The organism is Paeniglutamicibacter sp. NPDC091659 (assembly GCF_044756805.1).
Taxonomy (GTDB): domain Bacteria; phylum Actinomycetota; class Actinomycetes; order Actinomycetales; family Micrococcaceae; genus Paeniglutamicibacter.
The window spans coordinates 210,377-226,307 of record NZ_JBIVTO010000005.1; the positions used below are offsets into that span (position 1 = coordinate 210,377).

Here is a 15,931-nt window from a genome sequence, read left to right on the forward strand (position 1 = left end):
CAAAGCACTTGTCCGAGAAAACCCGTGTCGATTTTTGGTTCGATCCTGCCTGCCCATTCGCCTGGGCCACCTCACGTTGGGTGCTCGAAGTCGAAAAGGTACGCGACGTTGAAGTCGCCTGGAACGTCATGTCGCTTGCCGTGCTCAACGACGGCCGCGAAGGCCTGAACGAAACGTACCGCGAACTCCTTGCCAAGGCCTGGGGTCCGGTGCGCGTGATCATTGCCGCCGCAGAGGCGCACGGCGAGGAAGTCATCGGCAAGTTGTACACGGCCATGGGCGAGATGCTGCACCACGAAAAGGTCACCGACTACGACGAGGTCATTTCCCGCGCCCTTGAAACCGTGGGGCTCCCGGCGGAACTCGCGGCAGTCGCATCGACCACCGACTTCGATGACGCCCTGCGTGTCAGCCACGACAAGGGCATCTCGCAGGTCGGCCAGGACGTCGGAACCCCAATCATGTCACTGAACGGCACCGCGTTCTTCGGCCCGGTCATCACCCGGGTGCCGGCCGGCGAAGAAGCAGGAAAGATGTTCGACGCGACGGTGACGCTGGCAGCCTACCCGCACTTCTTTGAGCTCAAGCGCAGCCGCAACGAGAAGCCAGACTTCAGCAACAACTAGGCGGAAAAGCCGTCAAGAGGCAGTACATCTAGGAATTTCCGGCAAGGGCTGGGGTGGAGCACAAACTTCTGCCCCGGCCCTTGCCTGTGCCCGGAGGAGTGCGTATAAAAGATATACGCATCACTACCGGAATGATGCCGAACAAAAACCAAAGACGCAGAGACGTGGTCGTGGAATCTCTTCGAACACGGTTGTAGCAGCGATACAACAAGACCTACGTACCGAGGATTTTGTCCGGTTCTCGAATCATCGCTGAAAGAGAACCTGCCGAGTCGAAGCCCCTCCGACATTAGTGTTTGTTGGCCGAAGGGGCTTCCCCTCTGTCTGCCGCAGGGTGGGCGGGAACGGGGATTCTCCACCGGTGCAGAAACAACGAGGTCGGTGACCGCCATGTGGCGCGGTCACCGACCTCGTTGTTTTGTGCTGCGGTTGTGGCTAGGCCTGGACTGGTTCCTCGGCCGGAGCCAACACGACGTCGCTGACCGTGATGGAGCCTTCGCCCGCAACGAGGGTCAGGTCCTGGGCGTTGCCGGCGGCCAACAGGTCGCCGAGGCCGCGGCGGAGCAGCTCAAGCGTGGCCTCGGGTGCCGAAACGACACCGCTGAGGACCTCGGTGCGTTGCTTGACCTTCGCCTCGGACTTGGCCTTGCGGATGCCCGAGAGTGCCTCGCCGACGATCGGCAGCACCGAGGTGTCGGCGCCCGCAACGGCGTCGGCCAGGTGGGCCGAGCTCGGCCATTCGGCGCGGTGCACCGAACCGGCACGCCACCAGCCCCAGACCTCTTCGGTCGCAAACGGCAGGAACGGCGCGAACAGGCGAAGCACCGCATCAAGCGTGGTGGCCAGGGCGGCAAGCACGGAGGCCTGCTCTTCCTCGCCGCGGGCGCCGTAGGCACGGTCCTTGATGAGCTCGACGTAGTCGTCGGTGAACGACCAGAAGAACGACTCGCTGATGTCCAGCGCGCGGGCGTAGTCGTAGGCGTCGAAGGCGCGGGTGGCGTCGTCGATGACCTGCGACAGGCGGGCGAGCACGGACTTGTCCAGGCCGTTGGTGATGACCGAGGCGTCGCCGGTGATGACGTTGGCTTCGGTCGCACCGAGGTTCAGCACGAACTTGGAGGCGTTGAGGATCTTGATCGCCAGGCGGCGGCCGATCTTCATCTGGTTGATCTCGTACGCGGTGTCGGCACCCAGCTTGGCGCTGGCCGCCCAGTAACGCACGGCGTCGGAACCGAAGTCGTTGAGCACGTCGGTGGGGACCACCACGTTGCCCTTGGACTTGGACATCTTCTTGCGGTCCGGATCCAGGATCCAGCCGGAGATCGCGGCGTGCCTCCACGGGGCGACGTCGTGCAGCGCATCGGCGCGCACGGCGGAGGAGAAGAGCCAGGTGCGGATGATGTCGTGGCCCTGCGGGCGCAGGTCGAACGGGAAGACCTTGCTGAAGAAGTCTTCGTCGCGGGACCAACGGCCCACGATCTGCGGGGTCAGCGAGCTGGTGGCCCAGGTGTCGAGCACGTCGGCGTCGCCGATGAAGCCACCGGCGACGTTGCGCTGGGACTCCTCGAAGCCCGGTGCCGCGTCGGCGGCCGGGTCGACCGGAAGCATCTCGTCGGTGGGCAGGATCGGGTTCTCGTAGTCCGGGTCGCCCGCGGCGTTCAGCGGGTACCAGACCGGCACCGGAACGCCGAAGAAGCGCTGGCGGGAAACCAGCCAGTCGCCGTTCAGGCCCGAGATCCAGTTCTCGTAGCGCGAGCGCATGAAGGACGGGTGGAATTCGATCTGCTCGCCGCGGGCGATCAGGCGTGCGCGGCGTTCCTCGTCGCGTCCGCCGTTGCGGATGTACCACTGGCGGGAGGAGACGATCTCCAGGGGCTTGTCGCCCTTTTCGAAGAAGTTCACCGGGTGGCTGATCTTCTTCGGCTCGCCGTCGAGCAGCTCGGCGGCGACGAGCATCTCCACGACGCCCTCCTTGGCGGAGAACACCGTCTTGCCGGCGATCTGCGCGTACGCCTCGCGGCCGGCCTCGGTGGTGATCCACTCCGGGGTCTCGGCGATGACGCGGCCGTCGCGGCCGATGATGGCGCGGGTCGGCAGCTGCAGCTCGCGCCACCAGGTGACGTCGGTCAGGTCGCCGAAGGTGCAGACCATGGCGATGCCCGAGCCCTTGTCGGCCTTGGCCAGCGCGTGCGAGTACACGGTGACGGGGACGTCGAAGAGCGGGGAGGTGACGGTCTTGCCGAAGAGCGGCTTGTAGCGCTCGTCGTCGGGGTTCGCGACCAGGCCGGCGCAGGCTGCAAGCAGTTCCGGGCGGGTGGTCTCGATGAAGATCTGCGTGCCGTCTTCCGCGGTGAACGGGTAGCGGTAGTACGCGCCCGGCATTTCGCGGTCCTCGAGCTCGGCCTGGGCCACGGCGGTGCGGAACGTGACGTCCCACAGGGTCGGCGCCTCGGACATGTAGGCGTCGCCGGCGTTCAGGTTCGCCAGGAAGGCGCGCTGGGACACCGAGCGGGAGACATCGTCGATGGTGCGGTAGGTCAGGTCCCAGTCGACGGACAGGCCGAGCGTGGAGAAGAGGTGCTCGAAGACCTTCTCGTCCTCGACGGCCAGTTCCTCGCACAGCTCGATGAAGTTCTTGCGGCTTACGACGTCCCAGTCGCGCTGGTTCTTGGCCGGGGTGGCCGGCGGGCGGTAGCCCTCGACGTAGGAGTAGGTCGGGTCGCAGCGCACGCCGTAGTAGTTCTGCACGCGGCGTTCGGTGGGCAGGCCGTTGTCGTCCCAGCCCATCGGGTAGAAGACGTTCTTGCCCTGCATGCGCTGGTAGCGGGCCAGCACGTCGGTCTGGGTGTAGGAGAACATGTGTCCCACGTGCAGCGAACCGGAGGCGGTCGGCGGGGGAGTGTCGATCGAGTAGACCTGCTCGCGCGTGGTCTGCGGGTTGAACTTGTAGGTTCCCTCGGCACGCCAACGGGCGTCGAGGCGTTCCTCCAGGCCCTCCAGAGCGGGCTTGTCGGGAACGGAAACTGTTGCGGGCGTGTCTGTGCCCAAGGTGTCTTCTGCCATGCGCTCCATTCTTCCATGTCCGGGGCGTTACCCCCAGTCGGGCACGGATGGTGCGCGCCACAAACGCGGCTGGGGGCGCGCCCGGCGATGCCGTGCGCGCCCCCTTGGCGGTTGGGCTACGGTGCGATCCAGAGCGTGGTTTCCCCCGGGACCTGTGCCGGCAGGTGCGCGACCGCGCCGCTGGCAACGACGATCTTGGAGGCGTCCACCCCTGCGGGCAGTTCCGCCGGCGCGGTGCCGAAGTTCGTCAGCACGGCCCAGCCGTTGGGGCGGCGGTAGTGGGCCAACGTGTCACCGGGCGCCGAGACCCACTCCAGCGATTCGGCGCTCTGCAGGGTGCGGCGCCAGGCGAGTGCGGAGCGGTAGAACTCCAGCGTGGAATCCCGTGCTCCGTCCTGCGCGGAGACCGCGTGGTCGGCAAACCACTCAGGCTGGGGCAGCCACGGCGATCCGCCGAAGCCGAGGTTTTCTTCGCTTGCGTTCCACGGGAGCGGCACCCGGCATCCGTCGCGGCCCTTGACCTTGTTGCCCGTGCGGAACCACGTGGGATCCTGCAGGGATTCACGGGGCAGGTCGGCGGCCTCGAAGAGGCCAAGCTCCTCGCCCTGGTAGAGGTAGGCGGAGCCGGGCAGACCCAGCATGAACAGCGTTGCGGCACGGGCCCGGCGCAGCCCGCGCGCCGGATCGCCGGCCGGTTCCCGGCCTCCGGAGAGCAGCCAGGCATCCTGGGCGGCACCGTCCGTGCCGTCGGGCAGCGAGTAGCGCGAGGCGTGGCGCACCACGTCGTGGTTGGAGAACACCCAAGTGGTCGACGCGCCGGAGGCCTCGGCCTCGGCCAGGCAGCGGGCCACGATGCCGCGGAAGGCCGTCGGCTCGAAGGGCGCCTGCAGCAGGTCGAAGTTGAAGGCCTGGCCCAGGCCCGTGGGTTGCGCGTAGCGCAGACGGCGGTGGGTGAACGGCACCCAGGCCTCGGCCACTGCGGTGCGCGGGGGATCGTACTCGTTGAGCACGCTGCGCCAGCCGGTGTAGATCTCGTGGACCCCGTCGCGGTCAAAGAGCGCGTCGGTGCCGTCGTCGACCAGGATTTCCAGCGACGGCTTGGAACGCAGCGGCAGCCTCATGTCCTTCACCAGCGCGTGGGCGACGTCGACGCGGAAGCCGTCGACGCCGCGGTCCGCCCAGAAGCGCAGCGTGGTGTGGAAGTCCTCGCGCACCTCCGGGTTGTCCCAGTTCAGGTCCGGCTGCTCGGAGGCGAAGAGGTGCAGGTACCACTGGCCGGGCTTGCCGGCGTTTTCCCCGGCGGACTCGGTGACCCGGGTCCAAGCCGGCCCGCCGAAGTGCGAAGGCCAGTCCGACGGGGGTAGCTCCCCGCCGTCGCCCAGCCCGTCGAAGAAGTGGTAGCGGGCGCGTTCGGGGGAGCCCGGCGCAGCAGCAAGGGCCGCCTTGAACCATTCGTGTCGGTTGGAGCTGTGGTTGGGCACCACGTCGGCGATGACCTTGATGTTTGCCGCGTGTGCGGCGCCGACCATCGCGTCGAAGTCCTCGAGGGTGCCCAGCCGCGGGTCCACGTTCCTGTAGTCGTCCACGTCGTAGCCGCCGTCGGCAAGGGCCGAGGGGTAGAACGGGGAGAGCCAGATCGCGTCGATGCCCAAATCCGAAAGGTAGCCGATGCGGGAAGTGACGCCGGCGATGTCCCCCATCCCGTCGCCGTTGGAATCGGCGAAGCTGCGCGGGTAGATCTGGTAGACGGCGGCCTGGCGCCACCAATCTGCATCGAGTGCGGTGGTTGAAGCGTTGTCGTTCATTATTTGATGGATCCTCTCATGACACCGGATATGACCCAGCGTTGTGCGAACAGGTAAACAAGGAGCAGCGGCGCCATCGCCATCAGGTAGGAGGCGAAGGCGGTGGAGTAGTCGGTGTTGAACTGGCTCTGGAAGACGTACTGGACCAGAGGGAGCGTGCGGGTGGTGGGATCGGACAGGATCACCAGCGGCAGCAGGAAGTCGTTCCACGCCCACAGGCAGGTCAGGATTCCGACCGTCGCATTCATCGGGGTCAGCAGCGGGAAGATGACCTTCCAGAAGGAGGTCCAGGTGCTGGCCCCGTCCATGATCGCCGCCTCCTCGAGTTCCGGGGGGATCGACTTGATGAACGCCGTGTAGACGAAGATGTTGAAGCTCAGACCGTAGACCGTGTAGAGCAGGAACAGCCCCACCGGGTTGTCCAGGCCCAGCAGCGCGGTTTCCCTGGTCACCGGAAGCATGATGATCGGGAACGGGACAAAGAGCGCGGCGATGAAGAAGTAGTACAGCGCCTTGAAGAACGGCCGGTTCATGTTGCGCGCGATCGCATACGCAACCATGGAGTTGGTGATGATCGTCAGGACCACGGCCGAAGCCGTGACGATTCCGGAGACCAGCAGGGCATTGGGGAAATTGGTGAGCCGCCACGCCTTGGAGAAGTTCTCGGGATGGATGCTGGTGGGCAGTTCGAACCCGGTCCCGCCGAGCTGGTCCGGGGACTTCAACGCGGTGACCACGGTGAAGTACAGCGGTATGAGGACGGTCAGCGAGAGCACCGCCACCAGGACGGTGACGGGGATGTTGACGCCGGAGGTTCGCCGTTTCCCGGCCGTGCCGCGAGCGGGAACGGGTCCCGGTTCGCCGTCCACGTCCTGCCCGGTCATGATTTGAGTGCTCACGAGAAATCGGCCTCCTTGCGTTGTAGGGTCCTCATCTGCAGCAGTGAAAGAACCACGATGACGATCAGGTACACCACGGAGTTGGCCATTTGGTAGCCGTATTCCCCGCCCTGGAACCCTCCCCGGTAGATGACCATGGCGACGGATTCCGTGCTGGTTCCCGGGCCGCCGCCGGTCAGCGCAACGATCTGGTCGAAGGCCTGCAGGAAGCCCTTGAGCGCCAGCACCATGTTGATGGTGAAGAACGCGGAAATCATGGGAAAGGTGATGGAGGTGAATTGCCGCCAGTGCGACGCCCCGTCGAGGCTTGCCGCCTCGTAGAGTTCCGCCGGAACCGTTTGCAGCCCCGCCAGGTAGATGATCACGCTGAAGGCGATCGACTGCCAGGCCGTCACCCCGACAATGCCCAGCCAGGCAAGATCGGGATTGGTGAGGATCGAGCTGGAGAGCCATTCGATGCCCAGGGCCTGGCCGATGAGCGGCAGGTTGTTGGACAGCAGGTAGTTGAAGACGTAGCCGACGATCAGCACCGAAAGCACGTTGGGGATGAAGAAGATCCCGCGGAACGCCGTCTGGAACTTGATCTTCGCATTCAGCAGCAGGGCGATGAACAGCGCGCCGACGTTCACCACGATCGTCGTGGTGACGGCGAAGAGGAAGGTGAACCCGTAGGAGGAGAGGACCCTGTCGTCCCTGAAGAGGTTCACGTAGTTCTCAAGTCCGACGAAGTCCCACTCGCCGTAGCCCGCGTAGTTGGTGAAGCTGTAGAAGATGCCGGTCAAGGCCGGAACGGTATGAAGCACGACGAAGAGCAGGAGTGCCGGGATGACCATCCAGTAGAACGTCCGGTTCACGGTGTCGCTTCGGAGTTTGCCCCTGGCCGGCCCGGTGGCGAGGCGTGGTGCGCCCATGGTCATTCGCCTTTCTTCGTTGAGGTGCGTGCGGCGGCCTTGGCGAATTCATTGTCGGCCCGATGGAGGAACGCGGCAGTGTCGCCGTCAAGCATGAACTGCTGCACCATTGCCGTGAACGGGATGCTGGCGGGGATCCGGTGGTCGAAGTAGCCGATCAGGCGGCCCTCGTCGAAAATGCCCTGGACCCCCGCCAGGGCGGGGTCGGCAATGGGCCCGGCATCGGCAAGCGGCACGATCGCCGACTGCGCCTTGGCGTAGTCCTTCATCGCCTGCTCGCGCATCAGGAACTCGATGAACGCCGCCGCTTCCTTCGGATGCTTCGTCTCGCGGCCCATCGCAAGCGTGACGTCGACGCCCGTGACCAGCGTTGTGTCGGCCGGGTTGCTGGTGGTCGGGTACGGGAAGGATGCGATCTTGGCCTCGGGGTTGGCGGCCCGGATCGCGGGGATCGCGAAGCTGCCCTGCAGGTACATGGCCGATTTCCCCGAGGCAAAGGCGGCATTCCCGTCGCTGTAGCCGGCGCTGTCGGCGCCGGGCTGGCGGTAGCTGAAGAGCTTCTTGAGCTTCTCGGACGCTTCCTCCCCGTCCTTGGAGAAGCTGTGCGTGCCGGTCTGCGGGGTCCACTTGGCGGCGCGGATGTCTTCGAAGAACCCCTCGGGCTTGAGGTTTCCGGCAAGGTTCACGTAGGCGGGCATGGCCGTCCACGCGTCCTTGAGGGTCATGTAGAACGGTGCAACACCGTTGTCCTTGAATGTGTCTGCCGCGGCGATGAGCTCATCCCAGGTGCGCGGGACCTTGACGTTGTACTTGGCGAAGATCTCGGGGTTGTAAAGGATCGCGCTGGCATTGTTTGCGAAGGGCAGGCCGTTGGTTTCGCTGCCGTGGCAGGTTCCCAGGGCGTTGAGGATTTGCTGGACCTCCGGCTTGACGCGCGAGGCGGAGGGGAAGGCCGAAAGGTCGGCGAACACGCAGGACGAAGCCAGGTCCGCGAAATTCCCGTTGCCGTTGAGCGTGAGCACATCGGGGGTCTTGCCCTTGACCAGCAGGGTGCGGATGGCGGTGTCGGGGTCGGGCACGGAGTTGACGACCACGTCGATATCCGGGTTCTGGGACTCGAACTCGGCGACCAGGGCCTTGAACTCGGCGACCGCCTCCGGCTTGAACTGGAAGAAGTCCAGCTTCACGCGGCCATCGCCTGCAGGGGCGCAGGCGGCCAGCGAAGCTCCGAGTGCCACGGCCAGGCAGGCGCCGGCGGCACGTCGCAACCGCGCCGGGCGGGAATGTTTGGTTTTCAAGGTCGCTCCTTAGGCATCGATCGCATCGAGCATGATCAGCACCGATTGTTCGGGGAACAGGACGGGGGACTGCAGTCCCGCCAGCCTCAGGACGGCGCCGCTGAGGACGGATGGGGTTTGTGTCCAGCAAAGCGCGGATTGCCCGTTGCCGACGGAATCGTTCAACGGTTCACTCAGCCGCACCCGGTACTTGGCTGCGGGGTCGAGTCCCGGCAGGGTGAACCGCCCGGCGGGGTAGGTGAGCGAGGCCTCGCGCAGCGTGAAGACATAGACGGCGCGCGAGGCGTCCCTGGCAACCACGCCGCGGATGTCGATGGCCGGGTCGGGATGGTCCGCGTGGACGCTGTCCCCGCCGTGGAAGAGGTCGCGGTTTTCCTTGTGGAAGTCCACCCACCCGGCGAGTTCGGCGCCCAGATTTTCGTCGATCCCGGAGATGTTCCATTCGATCCCGAAGTGCCCGAAGATTGCCGTGCGCGCCATGAATCCCAGGTCGTGCCTGCGCCCGGTGGAGTGGGATCGCGGCCCGCCGATGTGGGCGCCCATGAGCTCGTAGGGGACCAGCAGGTTGGTGTTTTTCTGGTTGTCGAGGCGCTCGATCGGATCGATGCAGTCGGAGGTCCAGATGCGGTCGGTGTGCTCGAGGATGCCCAGGTCGACGCGGGCGCCGCCGGAGGCGCAGCTCTCGATTTCCAGGCCAGGGTGCCTGGACTTGAGCTCGGCCAACAGCCGGTAGAGCGCCAGTGTCGTTTCACGGACCGCCGCGGTTCCGCTGTCCGCGTGGGATGCCTCGAGCAGGTCGCGATTGTGGTCCCACTTGATGTAGGCGATGGGGTACTGCGTGAGCAGGCTGTCGATGCGTTCGAGAAGGTATGCATAGCAGCCGGGGTGGGCCAGGTTCAGGACCTGCTGCTGGCGCGCGGCGACCGGCCAGCGGTCTGCAGTGTGAAGGATCCATTCGGGGTGGCTGCGTGCGAGGTCGCTGTCCGGGTTGACCATTTCGGGTTCGAACCAGAGCCCGAATTCCATGCCGAGTCCCGTGACGTGGTCGATGATCGGGGAGAGGCCCTGCGGCCAAACGGCCTGGTCCACGTACCAGTCGCCGAGGCCCGCAGTGTCGTCGCGGCGGCCGTTGAACCAGCCGTCGTCGAGCACGAAGCGTTCGACGCCCACGGCGGCTGCCTTGTCAGCAAGTTCCTTGAGGGTCTGCAGGTCGTGGTCGAAGTACACTGCCTCCCAGGTGTTGAGGGTGACGGGCCGCGGCGCGCGGGGATGTTGCGGCCGTGCCCGAAGGTCCCGGTGGAAGCGGGCGGAGAGCTGGTCGAGACCGTGCCCCCAGGAGCCGAATGCCCACGGGGTGCTGTAGCTGGTTCCCGGCTCAAGGCCGAGTTCCCCGGGGAGCAGCAGTTCCCCGGCGGTGATGAAATTGTCGGAGGTGATGGTCCGTTCGGCGCTCAACCGGTGGTTGCCGCTCCACGCCAGGTGGACGCCGTGGACCAAGCCCGAACGGTGCGCAAAACGGGCCTCTCCGGCCAGCATCAACAAGCTGGCGTCGGCACCGGGGCGGCCGCGCCGGCTTTCCCGCACGTGAGAGCCGACCGTCAGGGGGCGTCGCTGGGCGCTGCGTTCCTTGAGGTGGCGGCCGGTGCTGTCCTGGATCGTCGTGGCGGTGTGCGGCAGCGGGAACACCGTGGAGAGCCTGTTGACCAGGTAGGCGTCGGAGCCGGTGTTCGTCAGGGTGTGGCGCTGCGCCAGTACGCCGTTTGCGCTGAGCTCCAGCTCGGTGACCAGCGCGAGCTGCGCGACCGGGTCATCGGCGCTGATGGACAGGCCGTGTTCGCTGGAGCGGATCCCGCTGGTGGTCAGTGCCGTGGCCCAAGAACGGGATGCGCGGTGGCCCTCGAGCGCCGGGCCGTGCTGCCACCCGAAGCGTTCCTGGGGAAAGACGTCCAACCGGGCTGGCTGGTCGATCCCGCCGGAGACGCGTTGCGGGCGGGCCGCGCTCGCAAGATCATGCAGTTCGCTTTCACCGAGTTCGCCGGTGTCGGGACCCCAGTGGATGATCGTCGGCATTCCTGCGGTGGTCGCGTCGAGGATTACTGAAGTGCCGCCACGGTGGAGCTGGTGGTAAGGCGAGAATGGCTGGGCTGTGGTGGTCATTGATTATTTTTACTCCAAAACTAATCAGTGTGTCAAGCGCCACAGTCGACGTCGAAAAGTGTCGACAAGTCGCCATGCCTGCGAGTGCGGTGCGGATTTTCGGCGGGTTGGATCGATAATTATGGCCAAAGTGAAATAAACTGTTCGCATGTCAACGGAAGCCTCAACCAGTAGCGACAAAGCCCCTGCACGTAGTTGGTCCGGCAGGCCTCATGGCCAACGGGCGCCATTGCTCAGCGAGCCGGAACTGGAAGTGGCGCGGGCGATCCTGATCCATGGCCCCAGCTCCCGCGGAGAGCTCTCGCAGCGGCTGAAGCTCAGTCCCGCAAGCCTGACCCGTCTGAGCAAGCCATTGCTGGATGCGGGAATCGTGCGCGAAAGCGACCTGATTCTCGACGGTAGCGTCGGGCGCCCCACCCGGTTGCTCGATATCCGCCAGGAGGCGAGGTTCTTCGTCGGCATCAAGATCACCGGCAAGATGGCCCAAGGCGTGCTCACCGACCTGCGCGCCAATTCCCTGGTCAGCGGAGCGCGCGAACTTCCGACCCGCGAGGTGGGGGATGTGCTCGACACCCTGGTGGACCTGATCGAGGATCTCTGCTCGCGAGCGGGCAGGCAAGTCTCCGGGGTCGGCATATCCATCGGTGGCCAGATATCCGGAGGGGCGCTCATCCAGCGGGCACCGTTCCTGAACTGGCGCAATGTTCCGCTGGGGGACCTGTTGAGCCAGCGCACGGGCCTGCCGGTGCTGGTCGAAAACGACGTGACGGCGCTTGTCGCCGCCGAACAGTGGTTCGGCGTGGGACGCGAGGCGGCGGACTTCGCCGTGGTGACCATCGGCGCCGGCGTCGGATACGGACTGGCCATGCACCGGCAGGTGGTGCGCGGACGGGACACCGGTCTGGGACTGGGCGGCCATTTCCCGCTCGATCCAAACGGCCCGATGTGCCTCGAAGGACACCGCGGCTGCTCCACCGCGATGCTCACGATTCCCAGCATTTGTGCGCAGATTTCCACGGCATTGCAACGCGATGTCGGTTACGGGGAAGCCTTTGAGCTGGCGGACGCGGGCAACAAGGTGGCCCACTCCGTGTTGCAGGCGGCCGCGCACGCCCTGGGGCGGTTCCTTGCGGCCGCCGCGAACCTGGCCATGGTCAACGTGGTGGTCCTGGGCGGGGAAGGCATCGAGCTGTTCAACAGGTTCGAGCAGAGCGTGCGCACGGCCCTTGCCGCAGACCGGGACCCCGAGGCAAGCGAGGTGCGGATCGCTGTCTTGTCCGGGGAGTTCGACCAGTGGGCAAGCGGTGCGGCAGCGGTGGCCATCCAGAAGTACGCCTTCGCGTAACGCCCATGGAGCGCGGTTCGGGGCCAGGGCCAGGGGCGCACCGGTGGCCGGGCACTCCGCTATCCGCGGGTTCACTAGAAGATTTGTTCCCTCGGACCTAGGCTCTTGGCATGGGTAACTTTCGATTGCTGCGCGCCTACGAACCCGCCGACGGCGGCTACCGGATCCTGGTGGACCGCCTCTGGCCGCGCGGAATAAGCAAGGAACGTGCGGCCATCGACGATTGGGCGAAGGACGTTGCGCCCTCCACCGCGCTGCGCGTCGAGTTCGGCCACATGCCCGAACGGTTCGAGGAGTTCAGCGACATCTACCTGCATGAACTGGAATCCGGCGAGGCGGCCGAGGGTGCGCGGCGGCTGCTGGACATCGCCGGGAACGAGCCCGACGTGGTCCTGGTCTACGGGGCCCGCGACACCGTGCACAACCACGCGGTCGTGCTGCTGGATTTCCTTGAGAGGTCACGGTCCGCGGACTGAGGGACGAAACGTCGGTGCGTGCGGGTGCCGGGTGCAGGGATCGGGGTGCAGGCAACGAAACGACACGGTGCTTGGGCAGCGCCGCCGGCGATGGTTAGGCTTCGGTCATGTCACCACGGAATTCACCTGACCAGCACGAAGAAGTTTCCACCGGGCCCCGGCCGCTGCACGTGGTTGCCTGCGCCCATGGCACGGACAATCCCGCCGGCCGCCGGCTGGTGGACGGCCTGCGCGAGGACCTGGCGGCGGTGCTTGCCGCCGACGGCATCCACGCGCGGGTCCACGAGGCCTACGTCGATGTGCAGGAACCCCGGCTGGAGGCGGTGCTCGCCTCGCTGCCTCCCGGCGAGGAAGCCATCGTCGCCCCGCTGCTGCTTTCCGAGGGGTTCCATACCTCGGTGGACATCGCCGAAGCGGTGGCGACCCGCGCGCCGACCCGCACGGCCGCGCCTATCGGCCCCGACACACACATGGCCGAGGTGCTGGCGCAGCGGCTGGTTGAGGCCGGCCACCGTCCGGGCGATGCCGTGGTGCTCGCCGCGGCGGGCACGCGCATCGAGGCCGGACAGCGGCAGGCGGCCCGGATGGCCGAACACCTGGCCGGCTTCATGGGCCAGCCGGTCACCGTGGCGTATTGCTCGGCGGCCACGCCCTCGGTGCCAGAGACGGTCGCCGCCGCACGCGCCGCCGGGGCATCCCGGGTCGGCGTCGCCTCCTTCCTGCTGGCCCCCGGGTTCTTCCACGACAGGCTGGCCCGCGCGGGCGCGGACTATGTAGCGGGTGCGCTGCTGCCGTCCGTCACAATCGCGAAATGTGTCTCCGGAAGACTCGCGGAGGCCCTCGCCGAGGGGTCCTCCGGCACCGAATGAGTCGCCGTGTGACGACATGACGTTGCGGGTCGGGGGCGCTGGCGGGCCGCCCGGAAACGGCCATAAAGTCGGGGCATGACACAGGCAACCGACACCCCGGCCAGCACCCGGCCCGCCCGCCCGGCGGCCAAGCCACACGGACAGTGGAAGATCGACGGCACCGCGCCGCTGAACCCCAACGAGGCGTTCAAGGCGGACGACAACGGGCTGAATGTGCGCGAGCGCATCGAAAAGGTCTACGCGCAGGGCGGGTTCGACTCCATCGACCCCACCGACCTGCACGGCCGCTTCCGCTGGTGGGGCCTCTACACCCAGCGCAAGCCGGGCATCGACGGCGGCAAGACCGCCACGCTTGAGCCGCACGAGCTCGAGGACCGCTACTTCATGCTCCGCGTGCGCATCGACGGCGGCACGCTGAGCACTGACCAGCTGCGTACCATCGGGGAGATCTCCCGCGACTTCGGCCGCAACACCGCGGACGTGACCGACCGGCAGAACATCCAGCTGCACTGGATCGACGTCGTCGACGTGCCGGAGATCTGGCGCCGGCTCGAGGCCGTCGGGCTTGACACCACCGAGGCCTGCGGCGACGTGCCCCGCGTCATCCTCGGATCCCCCGTGGCCGGGATCGCGAAGGACGAGATCCTGGACCCGACCCCGGTGATCCGCGAGATCCGCGAGCGCTTCATCGGCGACGCCGAGCTGGCGAACCTGCCGCGCAAGTTCAAGACCGCGATCTCCGGGCACCCGTCCCAGGACGTCGTGCACGAAATCAACGACATCGCGCTGATCGCCGTCATCCACCCCGAGTACGGCCCGGGCTACGACCTGTGGGTCGGCGGCGGCCTGTCCACCAACGCGCGGCTGGCCGAGCGGCTGGGGGTCTTTGTCTCCGCCGAGGTGGCCGCCGACGTGTGGCTGGGCGTCGTCTCGATCTTCCGCGACTACGGCTACCGTCGGCTGCGCAACAAGGCGCGGCTGAAGTTCCTGATGAATGACTGGGGACCGGAAAAGTTCCGCAAGGTGCTGGAGGAGGAGTACCTCGGCTACGCGCTGCCCGACGGCGACGCGCCCGAGAAGCCGACCACGCCCGGCGACCACGTGGGCATCCACGAGCAGAAGGACGGGCGCTACTTCATCGGCGCCAGCCCCAACGCGGGCCGGCTCTCCGGAACGCTGCTGCTGGAACTTGCCGACCTGCTCGAGCGCCACGGCTCCCGGCGGCTGCGCACCACCCCGCACCAGAAGCTGCTCGCCCTGGACATCCCCGCCGAATCGGTGAAGGCCGCCGCCGCCGAGCTCGACGCGCTGGGCCTGGCCACGGCGCCGACGATCTTCCGGCGCTCCGCGATCGCCTGCACCGGCATCGAATTCTGCAAGCTCGCGATCGTGGACACCAAGGACACGACCATCGCCGCGGTCGCCGAACTGGAGGCGCGCTTCGCCGCCAAGTCGGCCGTGCGCCTGCCGAAGTCGCTGAGCCTGCACGTGAACGGCTGCCCGAACTCCTGCGCCCGCATCCAGACCGCGGACATCGGGCTCAAGGGCCAGCTGCTGCCCGACGGAAACGGCGGCCAGACCCCCGGATTCCAGGTCCACCTGGGCGGGGGACTGGCCTCCACCTCGCGCGGCGAGGCCGGCCTGGGCCGCACCGTGCGCGGCCTGAAGGTCACCGCCGAAGAGCTGCCCGACTACATCGAGCGGGTGCTGGAAAGCTACTCGGCCGGCAGCGACGAGGGCGAGTCCTTCGCCGCTTGGTCGCACCGCGCCGCGGACGAGGACGTGTTGTGAGCGCCGCGGACCGCGCGCTGGCAGAGGCCGGTGCCGCGGAGCTGGGCTTCGATGCGCCGGCCACCGACGTGATCGCCTGGGTGAAGGCGAACTTCGCGACCGCCGAGGTCGCCGTAGCCTGCTCGATGGCCGACGCCGTGCTGCCGGCGGTCGTCGCCGAGGCGCTGCCCGGGGTCGACGTGCTCTTCCTGGAGACCGGCTACCACTTCGGCGAGACCCACGCGACACGCAACGAGGTATCCGCGGCGCTGGACGTGCGGATCGTCGACGTGCTGCCGGTGCGCACCGTCGAGGAGCAGGACGCCGAATTCGGGCCGCGGCTGCACGAGCGCGATCCGGGCACCTGCTGCCGGCTGCGCAAGATGGAGCCGCTGGCGAAGGCGCTGTCCGGCTACCGGCTCTGGTTCACCGGGGTCCGCCGCGACGAGGGCCCCACCCGCGCCGACACCCCGCTCATCACGTGGGACGAGGCGCACGGGCTGGTCAAGGTCAACCCGCTGGCCGCCTGGAGCTTCGACGAACTGACCGGCTACGCCGCCGCCAACAACGTCCCGGTGAACCTGCTGCTGGCCCACGGCTACCCCTCGATCGGCTGCGCACCGTGCACCCGGCCGGTGGCCGAGGGCGAGGACCCGCGAGCCGGCCGCTGGGCCGGGCTGGCCAAGACCGAATGCGGCATCCACCGATGAGC

At 67.0% G+C, this 15,931-nt stretch carries 12 protein-coding genes; 6 read left to right on the plus strand and 6 right to left on the minus strand.

Annotated features, from left to right (window positions below):
• Positions 1–8: 8 nt before the first annotated feature.
• Positions 9–626, plus strand: coding sequence for a DsbA family protein (locus ACIQLF_RS11460; RefSeq protein WP_400298221.1), 618 nt, complete (start codon positions 9–11; stop codon positions 624–626).
• Between the two features lie 435 nt (positions 627–1,061).
• Here the strand turns inward: ACIQLF_RS11460 and valS are convergent, their stop codons facing one another.
• The 6 genes from valS to ACIQLF_RS11490 all read right to left on the minus strand — a co-directional run bounded on the left by valS (position 1,062) and on the right by ACIQLF_RS11490 (position 10,759).
• Positions 1,062–3,689, minus strand: coding sequence for a valine--tRNA ligase (gene valS, locus ACIQLF_RS11465; protein ID WP_400298224.1), 2,628 nt, complete (start codon positions 3,687–3,689; stop codon positions 1,062–1,064).
• Positions 3,690–3,805: 116 nt separating this feature from the next.
• Positions 3,806–5,494 (minus strand): glycoside hydrolase family 13 protein, encoded by a 1,689-nt coding sequence (locus tag ACIQLF_RS11470; protein WP_400298227.1) that lies wholly within the window; start codon positions 5,492–5,494, stop codon positions 3,806–3,808.
• Positions 5,494–6,393 carry a carbohydrate ABC transporter permease gene (locus ACIQLF_RS11475; protein WP_400298229.1) on the minus strand — a complete coding sequence of 300 codons (900 nt, stop codon included), beginning with the start codon at positions 6,391–6,393 and terminating at the stop codon, positions 5,494–5,496. The genes ACIQLF_RS11470 and ACIQLF_RS11475 overlap by 1 nt, the downstream gene beginning before the upstream one ends.
• Positions 6,390–7,304 carry a carbohydrate ABC transporter permease gene (locus ACIQLF_RS11480; RefSeq protein WP_400298232.1) on the minus strand — a complete coding sequence of 305 codons (915 nt, stop codon included), beginning with the start codon at positions 7,302–7,304 and terminating at the stop codon, positions 6,390–6,392. Before ACIQLF_RS11480 ends, ACIQLF_RS11475 begins: the two co-directional genes overlap by 4 nt.
• Positions 7,305–7,306: 2 nt before the next feature.
• Complete coding sequence (locus ACIQLF_RS11485) at positions 7,307–8,602, minus strand: ABC transporter substrate-binding protein (protein ID WP_400298234.1); 1,296 nt, start codon at positions 8,600–8,602, stop codon at positions 7,307–7,309.
• 9 nt (positions 8,603–8,611) lie between these two features.
• Positions 8,612–10,759 carry an alpha-galactosidase gene (locus ACIQLF_RS11490; RefSeq protein ID WP_400298237.1) on the minus strand — a complete coding sequence of 716 codons (2,148 nt, stop codon included), beginning with the start codon at positions 10,757–10,759 and terminating at the stop codon, positions 8,612–8,614.
• A gap of 148 nt (positions 10,760–10,907) precedes the next feature.
• On the opposite strand from ACIQLF_RS11490, the gene ACIQLF_RS11495 reads away from it, so the two are divergent.
• The 5 genes from ACIQLF_RS11495 to ACIQLF_RS11515 all read left to right on the plus strand — a co-directional run bounded on the left by ACIQLF_RS11495 (position 10,908) and on the right by ACIQLF_RS11515 (position 15,929).
• The gene (locus ACIQLF_RS11495) at positions 10,908–12,104 is read left to right on the plus strand and encodes an ROK family protein (protein ID WP_400298239.1); all 1,197 of its coding nucleotides are present in this window, start codon (positions 10,908–10,910) and stop codon (positions 12,102–12,104) included.
• 110 nt (positions 12,105–12,214) lie between these two features.
• Positions 12,215–12,580, plus strand: a complete 366-nt coding sequence (locus ACIQLF_RS11500; RefSeq protein ID WP_400298242.1) for a DUF488 domain-containing protein — start codon at positions 12,215–12,217, stop codon at positions 12,578–12,580.
• A 107-nt stretch (positions 12,581–12,687) separates the two neighbouring features.
• Positions 12,688–13,449, plus strand: coding sequence for a sirohydrochlorin chelatase (locus ACIQLF_RS11505; RefSeq protein WP_400298244.1), 762 nt, complete (start codon positions 12,688–12,690; stop codon positions 13,447–13,449).
• 75 nt (positions 13,450–13,524) lie between these two features.
• Positions 13,525–15,240, plus strand: a complete 1,716-nt coding sequence (locus ACIQLF_RS11510) for a nitrite/sulfite reductase (RefSeq protein ID WP_400298246.1) — start codon at positions 13,525–13,527, stop codon at positions 15,238–15,240.
• Positions 15,237–15,929, plus strand: coding sequence for a phosphoadenylyl-sulfate reductase (locus ACIQLF_RS11515; RefSeq protein WP_400298249.1), 693 nt, complete (start codon positions 15,237–15,239; stop codon positions 15,927–15,929). The genes ACIQLF_RS11510 and ACIQLF_RS11515 overlap by 4 nt, the downstream gene beginning before the upstream one ends.
• Positions 15,930–15,931 lie beyond the last annotated feature (2 nt).